This is a genomic window from Nocardioides sp. InS609-2 (genome assembly GCF_023208195.1).
GTDB lineage: Bacteria > Actinomycetota > Actinomycetes > Propionibacteriales > Nocardioidaceae > Nocardioides.
Genome location: NZ_CP060034.1, coordinates 2,913,036 through 2,929,894 on the forward strand (window position 1 = coordinate 2,913,036; position 16,859 = coordinate 2,929,894).

Sequence of the window (16,859 nt, forward strand, 5' to 3'; positions counted from 1 at the left end):
GTCACAGTCCCGGGAGTGAGACGGTCAGCCAGTCCTTGTGGCCCGGAGGGGGCGCCACGAACTGGGCGAGGACGGTGTCCTCATCGGTCGGAGAGCAGTCTTCGGCTTCGAGTGCGGCGGTGCGGGTGCGGGCGTCGGCGGTGAGGGTGTCGGCCTTGCGCTCGATGGTGGAGATCGACTCCTGGAGCCGGTCGATCTCGTGGACGTGCTTGTCGAGAGACTCGGCGGCAGTGTCGTGGAAGGACGCGGCCTCGCGCAGGTGTGCGGCGCGCTCCTTGATGCGGGTGCGCATGGCCTCGGCGGCCCGGCCGTGCCAGGGCACGCTCTCGGCCTGGGCGACCAACCGGTCGGCCATTGCGCGGATCTCAAGACCTTGCTCGCGCAACTGCATCACACGCTTGCGCATCGCGGCCGTGTCGCCGTACATGCCACCACTCCCTCACTGGCATCCGTCGCCGGCACCGTCTAGCCGATGGCTCTTCCCCGGAATCACCGCGCCCAAACCCCGCAGCGTCGACAACTTCTCCCGGTCTGGACTGGCTCACCGTAGCGCTGCCTGCCGCCGGGATGCCGTAGCCCCGGACTGGGGCGGCGAGGCGACCTCCCGACGATAAGATTGCCGTCCCAGCCACCCCAGCCAGCGTCGAGCGAGGTGACCGTGACCTTCGATGTCAATCAGCTCGACAGCTTTCTGCTCGTGGGCGCGGCCGTCACGCTCCTGGCCATCCTGGCGGTGCGCGCCACGGCCATCGCCGGGCTTCCCAGCCTGCTGCTCTACCTGCTGATGGGTGTCGCCCTGGGTGAGTCCGGGGTCGGCATCGTGTTCGACGACGTCGAGCTGGCCCATGCGCTCGGCTTCGGAGCGCTGGCGCTGATCCTGGCCGAGGGCGGCCTGACCACGAGCTGGCGCGTCGTACGCCCCTCGATGCGGCTTGGCGTCTCGCTGGCGACCATCGGTGTCGCGGTCTCGGTGGCCACGATCGCCGTCGGCGCGCACTTCCTGCTCGGCCTGCCGTGGGAGCTGGCGATCCTGCTCGGCGCCGTCACCTCGCCCACCGACGCCGCGGCCGTGTTCTCGGTGCTCCGGGTCGTGCCGCTGCCGCGTCGCCTGACCGGTGCCCTGGAGGCCGAGTCGGGCCTGAACGACGCCCCGACGGTGGTGCTCGTCGGGCTCATCTCGACCGGCGCACTGGCCGAGGAGGGCCTCGCCACCATCGGCGGCATCATCGTCTTCGAGCTCGCCGTCGGTGCACTGTCCGGCCTGGTCTTCGGCGTCGGCGGCGCCTGGGTGATGCGCCGGATCGCACTGCCGTCGTCCGGCCTCTACCCGATCGCCGTCCTCTGCCTGACGCTTCTCGCGTACGGCGCAGCAGCAGCCGTCCATGCCTCCGGATTCGCCGCGGTGTACGTCGCGGCGCTGGTGCTCGGCAACTCCGAGCTGCCGCACCGGGTGGCCACCAGGTCGTTCGCCGAGGGTGTTGCCTCGCTGGCCCAGATCGGGCTGTTCGTCATGCTCGGCCTGCTGCTCTCGCCGGCGCGCATCACCGCCGAGATCGTCGGCCTCGCGCTGGTCGCCGGCCTCATCCTCACGTTCGTTGCCCGGCCGCTGTCGGTGCTCGTGAGCGCGATCGTGAGACCGATGGGCAGGCGGGACCTCGCCTTCATCTCGTGGGCAGGACTCCGTGGCGCCGTACCCATCGTGCTTGCGACGATCCCGCTCGCCGAGGGCGTCGAAGGCGCCGAGCGGCTCTTCGACATCGTCTTCGTGATGGTGGTCATCTACACGTTGCTGACCGGTCCGACGCTGCCGCTGGCGGCTCGCTGGCTCGGGGTGTCCCAGCGCTCGGAGCCGCGTGGCCTCGACGTCGAGGCTGCGCCGCTGGAGCGCATCGCGGCCGACCTGCTCCAGGTCACCATCAGCCCCAACTCCCGGATGCACGGCGTCGAGGTCGGCGAGCTGCGGCTGCCGAAGGGGGCGTCCGTGGCGATGGTGATCCGCGACGGCGAGACGCTGGTGCCCGAGAAGCGCACCGTGCTCCGGCACGCCGACGACCTGCTCGTCGTCACCCCGCGCAAGTGCCGCGAAGCCACCGAGGAACGGCTGCGGCAGGTGTCGGCCGGCGGCCGGCTGGCCCAGTGGCTGGGCGACGACGACTAGAGGCCGGGAGGGCTGCAGATCGTTGCGGCCGCGGCGCTGGTCACCGAGTCGACGTCCTTGCCGAGCTTCTTGAAGTTGTCGCCGACCACCACGGTCACACCGCGGCCGAGCGGGTCGCCCGGGACGATCTTGGCCCGCTTGAACTGCTGGGAGACCAGCTGAGCGGCGGGGTTCTCGGGGTCGTTCGACCAGATCTGAACGCCGGGCACCGTCGTACCCTCCGGGGCGTTGCCCGTGTCGGCACCGATGAACCCGCGCTCGGTGAGCAGGTCCATCATCGAACTCGCCAAGCCGTTGCGCGTGCTCGCGTTGAACACGCTGACCGCGACCTGTTCGCGGACCACGGTCTCGCCGGCCGGGACAGCGGTCTCGACGCACAACGGCGGGTCGGCGCGCTCGGGCAGCGGCTCGGTCGCCGCGCTCCAGCCCCACGCGGCGGCCAGCACCAGGATGAAGCCGAGTACGACGAGGGTCAGCAGCGACTTCGACCGGGAGCGCATCAGCTCTCCAGCGTGTGGACGCGGGCGTGCAGGACGTTGCGCTGCTGGAGGGCCGCACGCAGCGCCCGGTGCAGGCCGTCCTCCAGGTAGAGGTCGCCGCGCCACGACACCACGTGGGCGAAAAGGTCGCCGAAGAAGGTGGAGTCCTCGTCGAGCAGGGCGGCGAGCTGCAGCGTGTCCTTGGTGGTGACCAGCGTGTCGAGGCGCACCTGGCTCGGCGGCACCGCAGCCCAGCCACGAGACGTGAGCCCGTGGTCGGGGTAGGGCCGGCCGTCTCCGACGCGCTTGAAGATCACGCGGGCGACTATATCGACGCATCGCGAAGCGACCCGTGTCCGTCGACGTCAGCCGTGACTAGGCTGCGCCGCATGACGCAGACGCCCGAGAGCCCCGAGTCGGCCTCCACCGCCGGCGCCACGACCGAGGCTCCTCCCGAGGCCACCCCCGCGCCGGCCGCCAGGCCCGATGCCGCCGGGCCGGCCGCGCCACGCGACCCGATCGCCGAGGCCATCGCGCCGGGCTACGAGTTCGAGGGGCCGGCCCTCGAGCTGGGCGCACTGATGCTCAACGCCACCGACCTGTCCGACGTACACGTGCGCATCCCGCTCGGCATGCTCAACCGGCACGGCCTCGTCGCCGGCGCGACCGGCACCGGCAAGACCAAGACGCTCCAGCTGCTCGCCGAGCAGCTCAGTGCAGGCGGCGTACCCGTGTTCGCTGCCGACATCAAGGGTGACCTCTCCGGTCTGTCGACGCCCGGCGAGGCCGGCGACAAGATCTCGGCCCGGGCGGCGTCGGTCGGCCAGCAGTGGACCGCGACCGGCTTCCCCGTGGAGTACTACGCGATCGGCGGCGAGGGCACCGGCATCCCGCTGCGCGTGACCATGACGTCGTTCGGCCCGATGCTGCTCAGCAAGGTGCTCGGCCTCAACGACACCCAGGAGTCCAGTCTCGGCCTGATCTTCCACTACGCGGACCAGGCGGGCCTGCCGCTGCTCGACCTGGCCGACCTGCGCGCCGTCGTCGGGTTCCTGACCAGCGACGAGGGCAAGGCCGACCTCAAGGGGCTCGGCGGGCTGTCGTCCGCGACCGCCGGGGTGATCCTCCGCGAGCTGATCTCGTTCCAGGACCAGGGTGCCGACGCGTTCTTCGGTGAGCCGGAGTTCGAGTCAAAGGAGTTCCTGCAGGTCTCGCCCGATGGCAAGGGGCTGATCAGCCTGGTCGAGCTGCCCAACCTGCAGGACCGGCCGGCGATCTTCTCGACGTTCCTGATGTGGCTGCTGGCCGACCTCTTCCACGACCTGCCCGAGATCGGCGACTCCGACCGGCCCAAGCTGGTCTTCTTCTTCGACGAGGCGCACCTGCTCTTCAACGACGCCTCCGACGCGTTCCTCGACCAGATCGCCCAGACCGTGCGGCTGATCCGCTCGAAGGGTGTCGGCGTCTTCTTCGTCACCCAGAGCCCGACCGACGTGCCCGACGACGTGCTCGCCCAGCTCGGGTCGAGGGTCCAGCACCAGCTGCGCGCCCACACGCCCAACGACGCGAAGGCGCTCAAGCAGACCGTCAACACCTACCCCAGGTCCGCGTACGACGACCTTGGCGAGGTGATCACCAGCCTGGGCATCGGCGAGGCGATCGTGACGGTGATGAACGAGCGCGGCGCACCGACCCCGGTGGCGTGGACCCGGCTGCGCGCGCCCGAGTCGCTGATGGGTCCCGCCGATGCAGCCGAGATGGACAAGATGGTCAAGGCAAGCCCCCGCTACGCGACGTACAGCAAGACGGTCGACCGCGAGTCGGCCCGGGAGATGCTCGCGGTCAAGATCGAGGAGGGCGCGCGCAAGGCTGCCGAGGACGCCAGGGTCAAGGAGCAGGCCCGCGAGGTCAAGATCGAGCGCACCCGCACGGCGGCCAAGAAGACCGCTGCCAAGAAGGACGACGGCGTCGTCATGGACGTCGTGAAGTCGACGGCCTTCAAGGACTTCATGCGGACGGCGGCCCGGGAGATCGCGCGGGGGATGTTCAAGTCCGGTCGCCGCTGACCCGCGGTAGTCCGGGGCAAAATGCACTTCCAAGCGTCGCGCGACGTCGAATTTGCCCCGGACTACACAGCCGGAGCGTCACATGGTGGGTTCGGTCCAGGCGAGCTGCACGACCTCGGTACCCCGATCGCGGGTGACCATCCGGGCCCGGCCGGGCTCGGCCTGCTGCGGGCGGACGTTGCCGATCAGCACGCCCTCGTCACGCGGACCCGAGAGCATGATGCCGGGCATCGCTAGGTCGCGCATCGACTGGATGACCGGCTCGTACAGCGCGCGGGACGCGCCACCGGCGCGACGCGCCACGACGACGTGGAGGCCGGTGTCGCGGGCCTGCGCCATCAGCGGCTGGAGCACCTGCACCGGCGAACCCTGTGACGTCGCCACCAGGTCGTAGTCGTCGATGACGACGTAGACCTCGGCGCCGGTCCACCAGGTGCGCGTGCGCAGCTGCTCGGGCGTCACGTCGGGACCGGGGATCCGGTTCTGGAGGTACGCCGCGATCTCCTGCATCACCGGCGTCGCCTGCGTGGAGCTGGTGAGGTAGTTGAGCAGGTAGTCCTCGGGCACCTCGCCGAGCAGCGAGCGGCGGTAGTCGACCACCACGATCTGGGCTTCCTTGGGCGTCCGCGTGCGCATGATCTCCTGCACGTAGTTGCGCAGCAGCGCACTCTTGCCCGACTGGCCGTCGCCGAAGATCAACAGGTGCGGCTCACCTTCGGTGTCGAGCGTCGCCGGCGCCAGCTCCTTCTCGTTGATGCCGAGGATGAGCTTCTTGCCGAGCAGGTCGCGGCGGGCGGCGTCCTCGCGGATCGTCTCCAGCGTGATGAGCTCGGGCAGCAGCCGCAGCTTCGGACCGACGGGCCCGTGCCATGCCTTCGCGCTGCGCTCGATGAGGTCGTCGACGCCGTCGCCGAGGTTTTCGGGGTTGGGCGAGCCGTCGATGCGCGGCAGCGCGCCGAGGAAGTGCAACTTGCCGGGCACCAGGCCACGACCCGGCCGGCCCGCCGGCACCAGTGCGGCGACCTTGCGGTCGATCTCGGAGTCGAGCGGGTCACCCAGTCGCAGCTCGAGTCGCGAGCCGAGCATGTCGCGCATGGCGGCCCTGAAGTCGGCCCAGCGGGTGGCGCCGACGAGCAGGTGCAGGCCGAACGTGAGACCCCGGCCGGCGAGCTGCTGGATCTCGAGCTCGAGGTCGTCGAACTCTGCCCGCAGCGTGCCCCACCCGTCGATGACCAGGAAGACGTCGCCGTACCCGTCATCGGCACGGCCCGCGGCGCGTCGGCTGCGGTAGGTCTCGATCGAGTCGATGCTCTGCTCGCGGAAGTACGCCTCGCGGCGGTCGACGATGCCGGTGACCTCCGCGAAGATCCGGCGTACGACGTCGGGCTCGGCACGCGAGCCGACACCCGAGACATGCGGCAACCGGGCCAGCGGGGTGAACGTGCCGCCCCCGAAGTCGAGCACGAAGAACTGCGACTCGAGCGGCGTCGTGGTCAGCGACATGCTCGTCACGATGGAGCGCAGCATGGTGCTCTTGCCGCTGCGCGGACCACCGACAACGGCGACGTGGCCGGCCGCGCCGGTGAGGTTGAGCGTCATGGTGTCCCGGCGCTGCTCGCGCGGCCGGTCGACGGTGCCGAGCGGCACCACGAGCCCGCCCATGGAGCGCCAGTGCGGCGACACGAGGCCCAGGTCGGGGTCCTCAACGAGGTCGGGCATGAGTACGTCGAGGGTGTCCGGCACGTCGAGCGGCGGCAGCCACACCTGGTGTGCGGGCATGCCGTGGCCGTGCATGCGCGCGACCGCGAGGTCGAGCAGTGACGGCTGCTCGCCCTCCTTCTGGCGGACGACCGGGGCCTCCTCGGCCACGTCGGGCTCGGGTGCCTCGAGCGCCTGCACCTCGGAGATCGTGAACGGCAGGATGCCGCGCACGTGACCACCCTCGTCGCGGACCACGCGGGTCCTACCGCTGGGCGGACCCGAGACGTACGCCGCCTTGAACCGCAGCAGCGTCGACTGGTCGGGCTTGAGGAAGCCCAGACCCGGGACGGCCGGCAGCTCGTAGGCGTCGGGCACGCCGAGCACGGTGCGGGACTCGCCGGCCGAGAAGGTGCGCAGGCCGACGCGGTAGGAAAGGTGCGACTCCAGGCCGCGCAGTCGGCCCTCCTCGAGTCGCTGGGACGCGAGCAGTAGGTGGATGCCCATCGACCGGCCGAGCCGCCCGATGGCGACGAACAGGTCGATGAACTCCGGCTTGGCGGTCAGCATCTCGGAGAACTCGTCGACGCAGACGAACAGCGACGGCAGGGGAGCGAGGTCCTCGCCGGCGGCGCGCGCCTTCTCGTAGTCGCGCACCGACGCGTAGTTGCCGGCCGCGCGCAGCAGCTCCTGGCGACGCACCATCTCGCCGGACAGGGCGTCCTGCATGCGGTCGACGAGGGTGAGCTCCTCGGAGAGGTTCGTGATGACGGCCGAGACGTGGGGCATCTCGGACATGCCGGCGAACGTCGCGCCACCCTTGAAGTCGACGAGCACCATGTTGAGCTGCTCGGGCGGGTGCGTCATGGCCAGGCCGAGCACCAGCGTGCGTAGGAACTCCGACTTTCCGGAACCCGTCGCGCCGATGACCAGACCGTGGGGGCCCATGCCCTGCTGGGCCGACTCCTTGATGTCCATGTGGATCATCGAGCCGCCCTCGCCGAGCCCGATCGGCACCCGCAGCCGGTCGCGCGCAGGGCGCGGCCGCCACGAGGTCGTCGGGTCGAACGTGTGCACGTCGCCCAGGCCGAGCAGGTCCATGAAGTCCGTCGGGCCCATGATCTCGCCGCTGTTGGTGTCGTCATTTCCCGACGTCACGACGTGCAGCGGCGACAGCCGCCGGGCGAACGCCTCGGCCGTCGCGAGGTCGCACTGGTCGACGAGCGCCTTCACGGGCTCGGCGCGCAAGCGCACGGCGTGCACGGGGAACTTGTCGCCCTGCACCGGCGCACCGGTGAACTCCAGCCGCAGCCGGCTGGGGTCCTCGAGCTCGTCCCAGCGCGCAGGCAGGTCGAGCAGCGTGACGCCGTGCAGGCCGTCAGGGGGTACGACGTGGTTGCCGGGCGGCAGGTGACCGCCGTCGATCACCAGCAGGATGTGCGGCGTGGCCGGTCGTTCGTCGGCGCCGAATCGCGGCCGCTCGCTGAGGTCGGGCGGTAGCAGCGCGCCGAGGTCGTCGAGCGACGTGGTGACCATCCGCATCGGTCCGACTGCGTCGGACTCCTGAGCGCTCTGGGCGTGCGGCAGCCACTTGATCCAGTCCCAGTGCGTGAGGTTCGCCTCCGACGACAGCACGGCGACGATCAGCTGCTCGGGGTTGTGGAACGCGGTGGCCGAGCAGATCATCGACCGCGCCAGCGACCGGGCCTCGTCCTCGGGTCCGCAGACCTCGACCCGGTCGAAGGCCCGCAGGTCGATCGAGGCGGGCAGGTTCGGCTGTAACCGGTGTACGACGAGCAGCCGGTGCAGCGCCGACGCGGCGGCCGGGTCGACCTGGTCAATGGGCGCCGACTCGGGTGGCACCAGCTCGAGGGAGAGCGGCTGGGCGCACAGGCCGTAGCGGACATGGAGGAAGTTCGGATCGCTCGGCCCGTGCTCCCACAGCCGTTGGCGGTCCTCGGCGAGCGCGGGCAGCGCACTCGGGTCGGGGTGGTGCCAGGTCAGCGCACGGCGCTGCTGGGTGGCCGCGTCGCGGGCGATCTTGCGGATGTTGGTGAGGTAGCGGAGGTACTCCGTGCGCGAGCCGGTGACCTGCTGGGCGCGCTGCTTCCGCTGCCGGTCGATCTGCACGACGATGAAGCCCAGGGTCGCGAAGAGGAACATGCCGGCGGCGATGAAGCTGCGCCCGCGGCTTGCACCGGTGCCACCGAGGGTTGCCACCATCACGATCGAGCCGAGGCTACCGAGCATCGGGATGGCGTTCATCAGGACGCCGGACGCGCCCTCGCCCTCCTGGAGCTGGGGCGGCGGCTGCAGGACGATCTGGCCGCTCGGCATCTCCGGTTGGTCCAGTCGCTGTCCACTACGCAGTGCCGTTACCACTCGTCCCCCTCAGCGTTGCCCGTCGCGGCGATGATAGGTGGATCGAAATGACAAGGACTACTCTGCAGTCCGAGTCGCAGGTTCCCGGGCGGGATCCGGCGGAGAGCGTGAAGGGGGACGCGTGGCTGAATCCCAGCCTGTGCTGGCGAACGCTTCGACCATGGTGCTCAGCGTGCACGGACCGCAGGGCGTCCTCGACCTGATGGTCCCCGGTGGCGTGACCGCCCACGACGTCGCCCGCGAGTACGCCCGGCAGTCCGGCCTCGCCACGATCCCGCTCCTCCAGACGGCACTGGGGCAGCTGCTCCCGGCCGACCGGGTGCTCACCGACGCCGGCGTCGAGTCCGGTGACATGGTCGTCGCGACCGCGGGCTTCCATCGCGCCCGCAAGTCCACGAAGGGCGCTGCCCGGGTGCGGGCCGGCGAACCCGGTCCGCTGTCGGTCGTGGGCTGCACCGCCGCCGCGATCGCCGCCGCCCTGGCCGGCCTCTTCGCCACCACCATCGCCTCCGACGACGTCCGGTCGATCGTGGCCGGGCTGCTCCTGCTCACCGGGTTCCTAGCCACGATGCCGATCGGCACGCACGCCCGGCACCGGGTCGTCGCAGCGCCGGCGTTCGGCGCCGCCGCCGCCTTCGCGTACGTCGGCCCGTCGGGCTACCAGGTCTCCGGAGTTGTCGCGGCGTGCGCACTGGCCGCCGCTGTCGTCGCCGCGGTGGGTCGGGCCTGGTCGCCCGGCAGTGACGAGGCCCTGTCGGTCTGGATCGTCGTGTCGTCGCTCGTCGCGCTCGCCACCGGGCTGACCCTCTTCACGGAGTTCGAACCGCGCGTCGGCTGGGCGGTCCTGCTCATGCTGGCGATGCTCGGTGCGCGCTACGCGCCGGTCTTCGCGATCGACGTACCCGACCATGCGCTGATCGAGATGGAGAAGCTCGCCGTCACCGCGTGGTCGGCCCGCGACAACGTCACCAGCCGGCGCGGCCGGATGATCGTGGCCGAGCCGGCGATGAAGCAGCTGGTCGCCAGCGGCACCCGGATGATCACGGCCTCCGCGGCCGCGATCCTCGTGGTCGTCTGCATCTCTGTGCCGTTGCTGTTGCAGACCGCGGTCATCGACCTCGACCGCATCGGCGCGCGGTGCCTGGTGTTCTTCGCCGGCGCGGCCATCCTGATGGCGGCACGCAGCTATCGGCACCAGGCGGCCCGTTCGCTGCTGCGCGTGGCCGGACTCGCCTGCTGGGGGGCGTTCTTCTCGGTCGTCCTGCGGATCGCCGGGCCGGGGCAACAGGCCGCGATCATCGCGGGCGCCGTGACCATCGGTCTGATCTGTGTGGCGGCTGGTGTCGCGACCGGTCGCGGCTGGCGGTCGGTGTGGTGGTCGAGACGGGCCGAGGTGGCCGAGGTGATGGCTGGATCCTTCGGGATCGGAGCCACCGTCGTGGCCTCAGGACTGTTTCGCGCCCTGTGGGAAATCAACTCCTGATGTTTAGGCCTCCGGGACCCGGGTAGACCGTTGCTTGTCCGGGGGGTCGGGACGTCTCCCCGGGACAACCGCAACATCGAAGTAGAACCAGTCAAGTCCAACGAAGTCTCTGGTGGCCACGGTGGTCGCTTAGGGGGAAGGAAACGAAATGTCTGAAAACGGAGCCGCCGGTCTCAGCCAGACTGAGAAGGCGCTGTCCCAAGCGGCGGACAAGGTGGCCACTGCCCGCCAGGACGTCACGAAGCTGAACCAGAACCTGAGCGGTCAGATCCAGGGGATGGGCATGAAGTGGGGTGGCCAGGGCGCGACCGCGTTCCACAACCTCCACAGCGCGTGGCAGGACAAGGCGACCAAGATCGTCACCGCCCTGGACCAGTTCCAGCAGTCCCTGCTCGACACGGAGAAGGACAACACCAACACCGACCTGTCGCAGGCTGACGCGTCCACCCGCCTCCTCGACCGGCTCAACTGAGCCTTCACAGACAAGGAATAGAGATCATGGGATTCGACGGAATCAAGGTCGACCACGGCGCCCTCGACGAGGCCAGCCAGAACCTGCTCACCGCCGCCAAGAACATCGACGGCCGCCTCAACACCCTCGAGGACGAGCTCAAGCCGCTCCGCGCCGACTGGACCGGTTCGGCGAAGGAGTCCTACGCCGTTGCCAAGCAGACGTGGGACCAGGCCATCGCCGAGATGATCCTGCTCCTGCAGGACGTCGGCAACGCCGTCTCGATGTCGAACGGCGAGTACAAGTCCGCTGACCAGCGCGGCGCCAACCGCTTCTCCTGAACAAGACATTACGACCAAGGCCGGTCACCCGCAGGGGTGACCGGCCTTGCTCTGTTCTGACCCGGACATCAACCAGCGACTCGTCCGGAGGGCGCCGGCGATCGTCCGCACGGCAGGTAGGCTGCGGGCCGTTGGGGGCCGTCCGTATGCGACGGGCAGCATGAGAACGGTGGGGTACACACGATGAGTCAGACAGTCGCGAGCACTTCGGGTCTGGTCAAGGTCACGGTCACTTCCGGCACACGGCGCGTCGACCTCGTGCTGCCGGCCGCCGTGCCCGTCGCCGAGCTGGTCCCGGAGCTTGCCCGGAGCGTCGGCCTCCTCGACGCGTCCACCGTCTACGGCGGCTACCGGCTCGTCACCCAGGACGGCCGCCAGCTGACCAACGACGCCGGCCTGTCGATCCAGGGCGTCGAGGACGGCGGTGTGCTCACCGTGGCCGCCGGCGTCAACGACGAACCGCCGCGCGTGTACGACGACGTGGTCGAGGCCATGGCCGACGTGGTCGAGCACGAGCTGAGCCCGTGGGAGCCGGCCGCTGGTCGCCGTACTGCCCTGTCTGCCGCCGCCCTGTTGCTCGGCCTCGGCGCCCTCGCTCTGCTGATGCAGGGCGAGAGCGTCCTTGGCGGCATGGCCGCCGGAGTCGTGGCGGCCCTTCTCGTGGTCGGCGCCATCGTGCTGGCCCGCTCGCAGAAGGAGCCCGAGGCCGGCGTGGTCGTGGCGCTGCTCGCGACCGTCTACGCCACCGTGGCCGGCCTGGTGCTGGCTCCCGGCGACCTGCCCGGCTGGTCGTGGCCACTGCCCGACGAGCTGTTCGGCACCCCGTTGGCGTCCGCCGGCATCGCCGTACTCGTCGTCGGCATCGTCGCGCTGGTCGGTCTCAACGAGGGCCGTGCGCTGCTGATCCCGGCCATCGTGGTCGGTGGCATCCTCACCGCCGCCGGCCTCGCCATGCCGGTCGTGGAGTTCGACCCGGCCGTCGTGCTCACCGTAGTGATGACCATCGTCGTGATGCTCGGCAACATCTTCCCTTGGCTGGCGCTGGGGGCCACGAGCACCCGTGTCGACCAGATCTTCAGCCTGGCCGACATCACCTCCGACCCCGACGAGATCGACGCCGACCGCGTCGGCGCCGACGCCAAGGTCGCGCACGAGATCCTGCTCGCCGTCGCCACCACGGTTGGTGTGCTGCTGGTGCTGGTCGCACCGTTCGCCGTGGGCCTGGGCGTCTTCGGCACCATCCTGGCGATCATGTGCGCCCTGGCCGTCATGCTGCGCACCCGCCAGTACCGCACCGGCTCCGAGGTGCTGGCCGGGCTGGGCTCGGGCATCGCCGGCCTCGTGTCGGTCGCCGTCTCCATGCTGTTCCTGCACGAGTCGTGGCGACCCGGCGCGGCGATCGCGCTGGCCGTCGTGGGCGCCGTACTCCTCGTGCTGACGCTGGCTCCGGTCTCCCCGTCCGTACGCCGCGGCCGGCTCGGCGACGTCGTCGAGAGCATCGCCCTGCTGTCCCTGCTTCCGCTGCTGGTCATCGCCATCGGCCTGTTCGACAAGATCCGGGGCTGATCAACCGATGTCGACCAAGAAGGACCTCGTCGAGGCCTACTCGTTCAGCCGGCGCCGCCTGGTCACCGCGTTCTTGTCGGGCGCGCCCGGTGGTCGCGAGGTCGAGCCGACCAAGCCGAGCCGGGGCATCGTCGGCGGCATCGCGCTCGCCGTACTTCTGTGTGCGGGTGCTGCCATCGCAGGTTTCCTCGGTGGTCGCCCCAACTCCAACTGGCTCGACGAGGGCAGCTTCGTCATCTCCAAGGACACCGGTGAGCAGTACGTCGTGCTGCGCGGCGGTGACGACCCGTCGATCCAGCGGGTGCCCAACTTCGTCTCGGCGCAGCTGCTCCTTGGCAGCGCCGAGCCGAGCGTGTTCTCCGTCAAGGACAAGTACATCCGCAAGGTGCAGCTCGGTGGCGACCTCGGCATCGAGGGTGCGCCGGCCGGGCTGCCGGCGACGGCCGAGCTGATCGAGTCCGGGTGGACCGCCTGCACCGAGGACGGCAACGGCATCAAGCTCAACGTCGCGGAGACGCCGGAGGTCGAGCCCGCGACCACCGGCGCGTTCGCGGTGACCACCGCCGAGGGCGGCATGTGGCTGATCGCGGCCTCCCCGGAGGGCAAGGCCTACCGGTTCGCGATGCCCGCTGACCAGATTGCGCAGTCCAACGTGCTCGACGCGCTCGGCTTCGGTGCGAGCACGCTCGCTCCGGTCGTCGAGGACGACTGGCTCAACCTCTTCCGGCCGGGACCCGAGCTGAGCGTCGAGGCCTTCGGAGTGACCCGCGACGACCAGCCGGTCGACTACTCCGAGGTCGACACCGACCTCTCGGCGTACGCCATCGGTGACCTGCTGCAGACCGACCGCGGCTACTACCTGCTCGCCGACGACGCCCCGCAACGGCTCGACGACTTCGCCGCCCTCCTCTACCAGTCCCTGGGTGCCGCACCGCAGCAGCTGCCGACCAACCTGAGCGCCCGGCAGGAGGCACCCGTGACCCCGGCCCAGTGGCCCGCCGAGGTGCCGGCCGGAGTCCAGGGTGGCGAGATGTGCGGCGTCCTGGTGGACGACGGTGAGGGCGGCACGTCGGTTGCCCTCGGTGTGGAGCCCACCGAGGATGCCTCGGCCGCCGAGCTCAGCGCCGAGAGTCACGACGTCGACGTCGACCCCTCGGGCGGCGCCTACGTGCTGTCGGGCGGCGACGGGGTGACCACCGGTGGCAAGGGCGACGGGTCGCCGTACGTCGTGGACGCGAAGGGCGCGAAGTACTCCCTGATCGGTCCGAGCGTCGCCGACTTCATCGGCTACGGCGGCTTCGATCCTCCCGTCGTGCCCGACGCCTGGCTGGAGTTCTTCGACACGGGCGTGGAGCTCTCGGTCAACAGCGCCCGGCGGCTGCCCGAGAACGCAGCCGACGCGGCTTCGTCATGAAGAAGCTGACCGCCGGGTCCCTCGGCGTCCTGCTGGGGTCGCTCGCCCTCGTGTCGGTGGGCGCTGCCCCGTCGTACGCCGAGGGCGAGGACCCGTGCAACAAGACGATCATCGGCGAGTCCGAGCTCACCGCCGACACCGAGGCGAGGGTCAGCACCCCGCTGGTGCGCATGCACGTGCCGGAGGCCCAGAAGATCTCGCGGGGCGCGGGGGTCACCGTGGCCGTCCTCGACAGCGGCGTGGGCGCGGGACTCGGCGTCGATGTGCTGTCGCAGTCGGTGCCCGGCCTCCAGTCCGTGCTCCTCTCGGGCCACGGCACCATCGTCGGCGGGCTGATCGCCGGCCCTGACGGGGTGGCCCCGAAGGCGCGCATCCTCTCGATGCGCGTGCTCGACAAGGACGAACCCGACCCGCAGCGCGGCGAGCGCGGCGTCTCCTCCGCGCTGATGGCCCAGGGCATCGACCAGCTGGTCGCGCTGCACCGCACCGTGAAGTTCCAGGTCGTCAACATCTCCCTCGCCGTCCGCGCCAACGACCCGGTCCTCGAGGCAGCCGTCAAGCGGCTGGCCAAGCTCGACGTGGTCATCGTCGCGGCGAGCGGCAACAAGCCCACCGACGAGGACGGCAACGCGTCGACCGAGGTCACCAGCGATGCCAAGATCTTCCCGGCCGACTACAAGAACGTGCTCGCCGTCAACGCGATCGGGCCCTCCACGTCGTTCGACGTGCGCGACTACGTGATGCCCAACGCCGACACCGACGTGGCGGCACCCACCGTCGGCGCGATCTCCGTCAACCTCAACGGTCAGCGCTGCCAGATCGGCGAGGAGATCGCCACGTCGTACGCCGCGGCCGAGGTCAGCGGGGTGGTGGCCCTGCTGCGCTCGCGATTCCCGAAGGAGTCGCCGAAGCAGATCGTGGCCCGACTCAAGCGCACCGCCGAGGGCTCCGAGGACAGCACGAACCCCTGGACCGGCGCCGGCGTCGTACAGGCTGCCGACTCGCTCACCCGGCAGCTCGTGCCGAGCAAGAAGGGCGAGACTCCGCGCACCACTGCCGAGGTCCGGGCCGACGCGCAGGCCCCGCCGGCACCCGTGCGCATCGACGCCTACGGCCCTTCGCGCACGATGCTGATGTGGTTCGCGCTCGGTGCCAGTGCGCTGCTGGCGCTCGCGCTGATGACGCGACCCCTGTTCCGTCGTACGTCGTCCGGCTGAGGTTCAGGGCAGCAGCGCAGGCTCGTCCGGGGGCGCCAGGGTCAGGACCACGTCGGTGATCAGCGGGTCCTGCTCGATGTCGGCCTCCAGCCGCTTGAACCGCAGGGCCAGGTGCCCCTCCGCGTCGTCACCCGTCAGGTCCACAGCCGCCACCACGAACAGCTTCTGGGGCCCGACGTACTCGATGTGGAGATAGGTGATGCGCTCGATCTCGGGATGCGACAGCAGCCTGGTCAGTACCCGGGACTGCTGCTCGGGGGAGAGGCCCTCGCCGAGGAGGTACTCCATGTTGCGGCGGATCAGGAAGACCGCCACCACCCCCAGCAGGAGCCCGACGCCGATGGAGCCCAGCGCGTCGTAGACGGGGTCGCCCGTCACCTGGTGCGCCCCGATCGCGGCGCCGGCGATCACCAGGCCGATGAGCGCCGAGAGGTCCTCGAAGAACACCGCTCGCAGGGTCGGGTCCGAGGTGCGGGTGACGTATCGCAACGGGTGCAGGCCGAACGTCTGGGCGTTGTCGCGCACCTGCCTCGTGGCCTGCACGAACGAGGTGGCCTCGAGCACGAACGCCACAGCGAGGATGACGTAGTTGACGGTGAAGTGCTCCGCGCCCGACTCCCCGGACAGCTGGGTGATCCCGTGGTAGATCGAGAACACCGAGCCGGCAGAGAACAGACCGAAGGCCGCGACCAGAGACCAGACGTACGTCGCCCGGCCGTAGCCACGGGGGTGCTCGGCGTCGCGTGGACGCTGCCCTTTGCGCTCGGCAATGAGCAGGAACACCTCGTTGGCTGCGTCGGACCAGGAGTGGGCAGCCTCCGCCACCATCGAGGCCGACCCCGTCATGAGTGCGGCCACCGACTTCGCTACGGCGATCAGTGCGTTGGCGACCAGCGCCACGACCACGGTCAGTAGGGAGCCACTGCCCTCCTGCTCCTGCTCCTGCTCAGACTCGGAGGACTCGGTGCCGGTGCTCGCCATCAGGCTTGTGTACACCCCGCCGACCCGGACAGCCAGTCGACTGGCTGAGGCCAGGTGGCGGCGCGTCGGTCAGTGGTCGACGGGGACCGGTGCCCGTCCCCCGGCAAGCTCGCGGGCCGCGACCGCCGTGGCGATGTGGCCGCGGGCGATGTCGACCAGCTCTCGGCTGCCTCCGCCGGCCTCTACGTTGACCTCGACCAGGTACGCAGCAGAGCGGGTCGCCCCCTCGGCCAGCAACAGCGCCGTCGCCACATCGCCACGCACGGCCGGCCGCCCGGAGCGGAAGACCTCCGCCGCGCGCTGCGCGATCGCTGCGGCGGTGCCGGCGATCTCGAGGGGCACCTCGGTCGCCCGGGTCAGCGCCTCGGGGAGCGACAGCCCGGAGTGGCGGGCCTCGATCACGGTGGTGTAGGCGGCGGCATCCTCGTCGGCCAGGGCCGCTGCCCGTCGCCCGAGGGCCGTGACCTCGTCGCCGTTCTCGGGTCCTGTCATCGCGACGAGGCCGGCGGCCAGGGACGCAGTGATGGCTGCGACCGCGCCACCGCCGGGGGCGGGCGTCTGCTCTCCGACGAGAGCGATGAAGTCTCCGAGAGCAGAGTCGAGGTAGGCCATGGCAAATCTCC

The 16,859-nt window shown here is 70.4% G+C and carries 14 protein-coding genes; 8 read left to right on the top strand and 6 right to left on the bottom strand.

Annotated features, from left to right (window positions below; genetic code table 11):
• Position 1: 1 nt before the first annotated feature.
• On the bottom strand, positions 2-427 hold the full coding sequence (locus tag H4Q84_RS15125) for a hypothetical protein (protein ID WP_248579914.1): 426 nt from the start codon (positions 425-427) through the stop codon (positions 2-4).
• Positions 428-658: 231 nt separating this feature from the next.
• Here H4Q84_RS15125 and H4Q84_RS15130 point away from each other — a divergent pair, with 231 nt between their 5' ends.
• A complete protein-coding gene (locus H4Q84_RS15130) occupies positions 659-2,158 on the top strand; it encodes a potassium/proton antiporter (protein ID WP_248579915.1) in 1,500 nt (499 codons plus the stop codon).
• Here H4Q84_RS15130 and H4Q84_RS15135 read toward each other — a convergent pair.
• Together H4Q84_RS15135 and H4Q84_RS15140 are read right to left on the bottom strand one after the other, a co-directional pair.
• A complete protein-coding gene (locus tag H4Q84_RS15135; protein WP_248579916.1) occupies positions 2,155-2,658 on the bottom strand; it encodes a LytR C-terminal domain-containing protein in 504 nt (167 codons plus the stop codon). The two genes, H4Q84_RS15130 and H4Q84_RS15135, sit on opposite strands and share 4 nt — an antisense overlap.
• Positions 2,658-2,954, bottom strand: coding sequence for a type II toxin-antitoxin system VapB family antitoxin (locus H4Q84_RS15140; RefSeq protein ID WP_248579917.1), 297 nt, complete (start codon positions 2,952-2,954; stop codon positions 2,658-2,660). The genes H4Q84_RS15135 and H4Q84_RS15140 overlap by 1 nt, the downstream gene beginning before the upstream one ends.
• Positions 2,955-3,026: 72 nt before the next feature.
• Here H4Q84_RS15140 and H4Q84_RS15145 point away from each other — a divergent pair, with 72 nt between their 5' ends.
• Complete coding sequence (locus H4Q84_RS15145) at positions 3,027-4,703, top strand: helicase HerA-like domain-containing protein (RefSeq protein WP_248579918.1); 1,677 nt, start codon at positions 3,027-3,029, stop codon at positions 4,701-4,703.
• Between the two features lie 78 nt (positions 4,704-4,781).
• Here H4Q84_RS15145 and eccCa read toward each other — a convergent pair whose 3' ends face one another.
• On the bottom strand, positions 4,782-8,738 hold the full coding sequence (eccCa, locus tag H4Q84_RS15150; RefSeq protein ID WP_248579919.1) for a type VII secretion protein EccCa: 3,957 nt from the start codon (positions 8,736-8,738) through the stop codon (positions 4,782-4,784).
• A 166-nt stretch (positions 8,739-8,904) separates the two neighbouring features.
• Here eccCa and H4Q84_RS15155 point away from each other — a divergent pair, with 166 nt between their 5' ends.
• From H4Q84_RS15155 to H4Q84_RS15180, 6 genes are all read left to right on the top strand, one after another.
• On the top strand, positions 8,905-10,266 hold the full coding sequence (locus H4Q84_RS15155; RefSeq protein WP_248579920.1) for a hypothetical protein: 1,362 nt from the start codon (positions 8,905-8,907) through the stop codon (positions 10,264-10,266).
• Positions 10,267-10,414: 148 nt separating this feature from the next.
• A complete protein-coding gene (locus tag H4Q84_RS15160) occupies positions 10,415-10,738 on the top strand; it encodes a WXG100 family type VII secretion target (protein WP_248579921.1) in 324 nt (107 codons plus the stop codon).
• A gap of 26 nt (positions 10,739-10,764) precedes the next feature.
• Complete coding sequence (locus H4Q84_RS15165) at positions 10,765-11,058, top strand: WXG100 family type VII secretion target (protein ID WP_248579922.1); 294 nt, start codon at positions 10,765-10,767, stop codon at positions 11,056-11,058.
• Between the two features lie 183 nt (positions 11,059-11,241).
• Positions 11,242-12,624 carry a type VII secretion integral membrane protein EccD gene (gene eccD / locus H4Q84_RS15170; RefSeq protein ID WP_248579923.1) on the top strand — a complete coding sequence of 461 codons (1,383 nt, stop codon included), beginning with the start codon at positions 11,242-11,244 and terminating at the stop codon, positions 12,622-12,624.
• Positions 12,625-12,631: 7 nt separating this feature from the next.
• A complete protein-coding gene (locus tag H4Q84_RS15175) occupies positions 12,632-14,038 on the top strand; it encodes a type VII secretion protein EccB (protein WP_248579924.1) in 1,407 nt (468 codons plus the stop codon).
• Positions 14,035-15,255 carry a S8 family serine peptidase gene (locus H4Q84_RS15180; protein WP_248579925.1) on the top strand — a complete coding sequence of 407 codons (1,221 nt, stop codon included), beginning with the start codon at positions 14,035-14,037 and terminating at the stop codon, positions 15,253-15,255. The genes H4Q84_RS15175 and H4Q84_RS15180 overlap by 4 nt, the downstream gene beginning before the upstream one ends.
• 3 nt (positions 15,256-15,258) lie before the next feature.
• Here the strand turns inward: H4Q84_RS15180 and H4Q84_RS15185 are convergent, their stop codons facing one another.
• Positions 15,259-16,236 (bottom strand): cation diffusion facilitator family transporter, encoded by a 978-nt coding sequence (locus H4Q84_RS15185; protein ID WP_248579926.1) that lies wholly within the window; start codon positions 16,234-16,236, stop codon positions 15,259-15,261.
• Positions 16,237-16,305: 69 nt separating this feature from the next.
• A complete protein-coding gene (locus H4Q84_RS15190) occupies positions 16,306-16,848 on the bottom strand; it encodes a cyclodeaminase/cyclohydrolase family protein (protein WP_248579927.1) in 543 nt (180 codons plus the stop codon).
• Between the last annotated feature and the right edge of the window lie 11 nt (positions 16,849-16,859).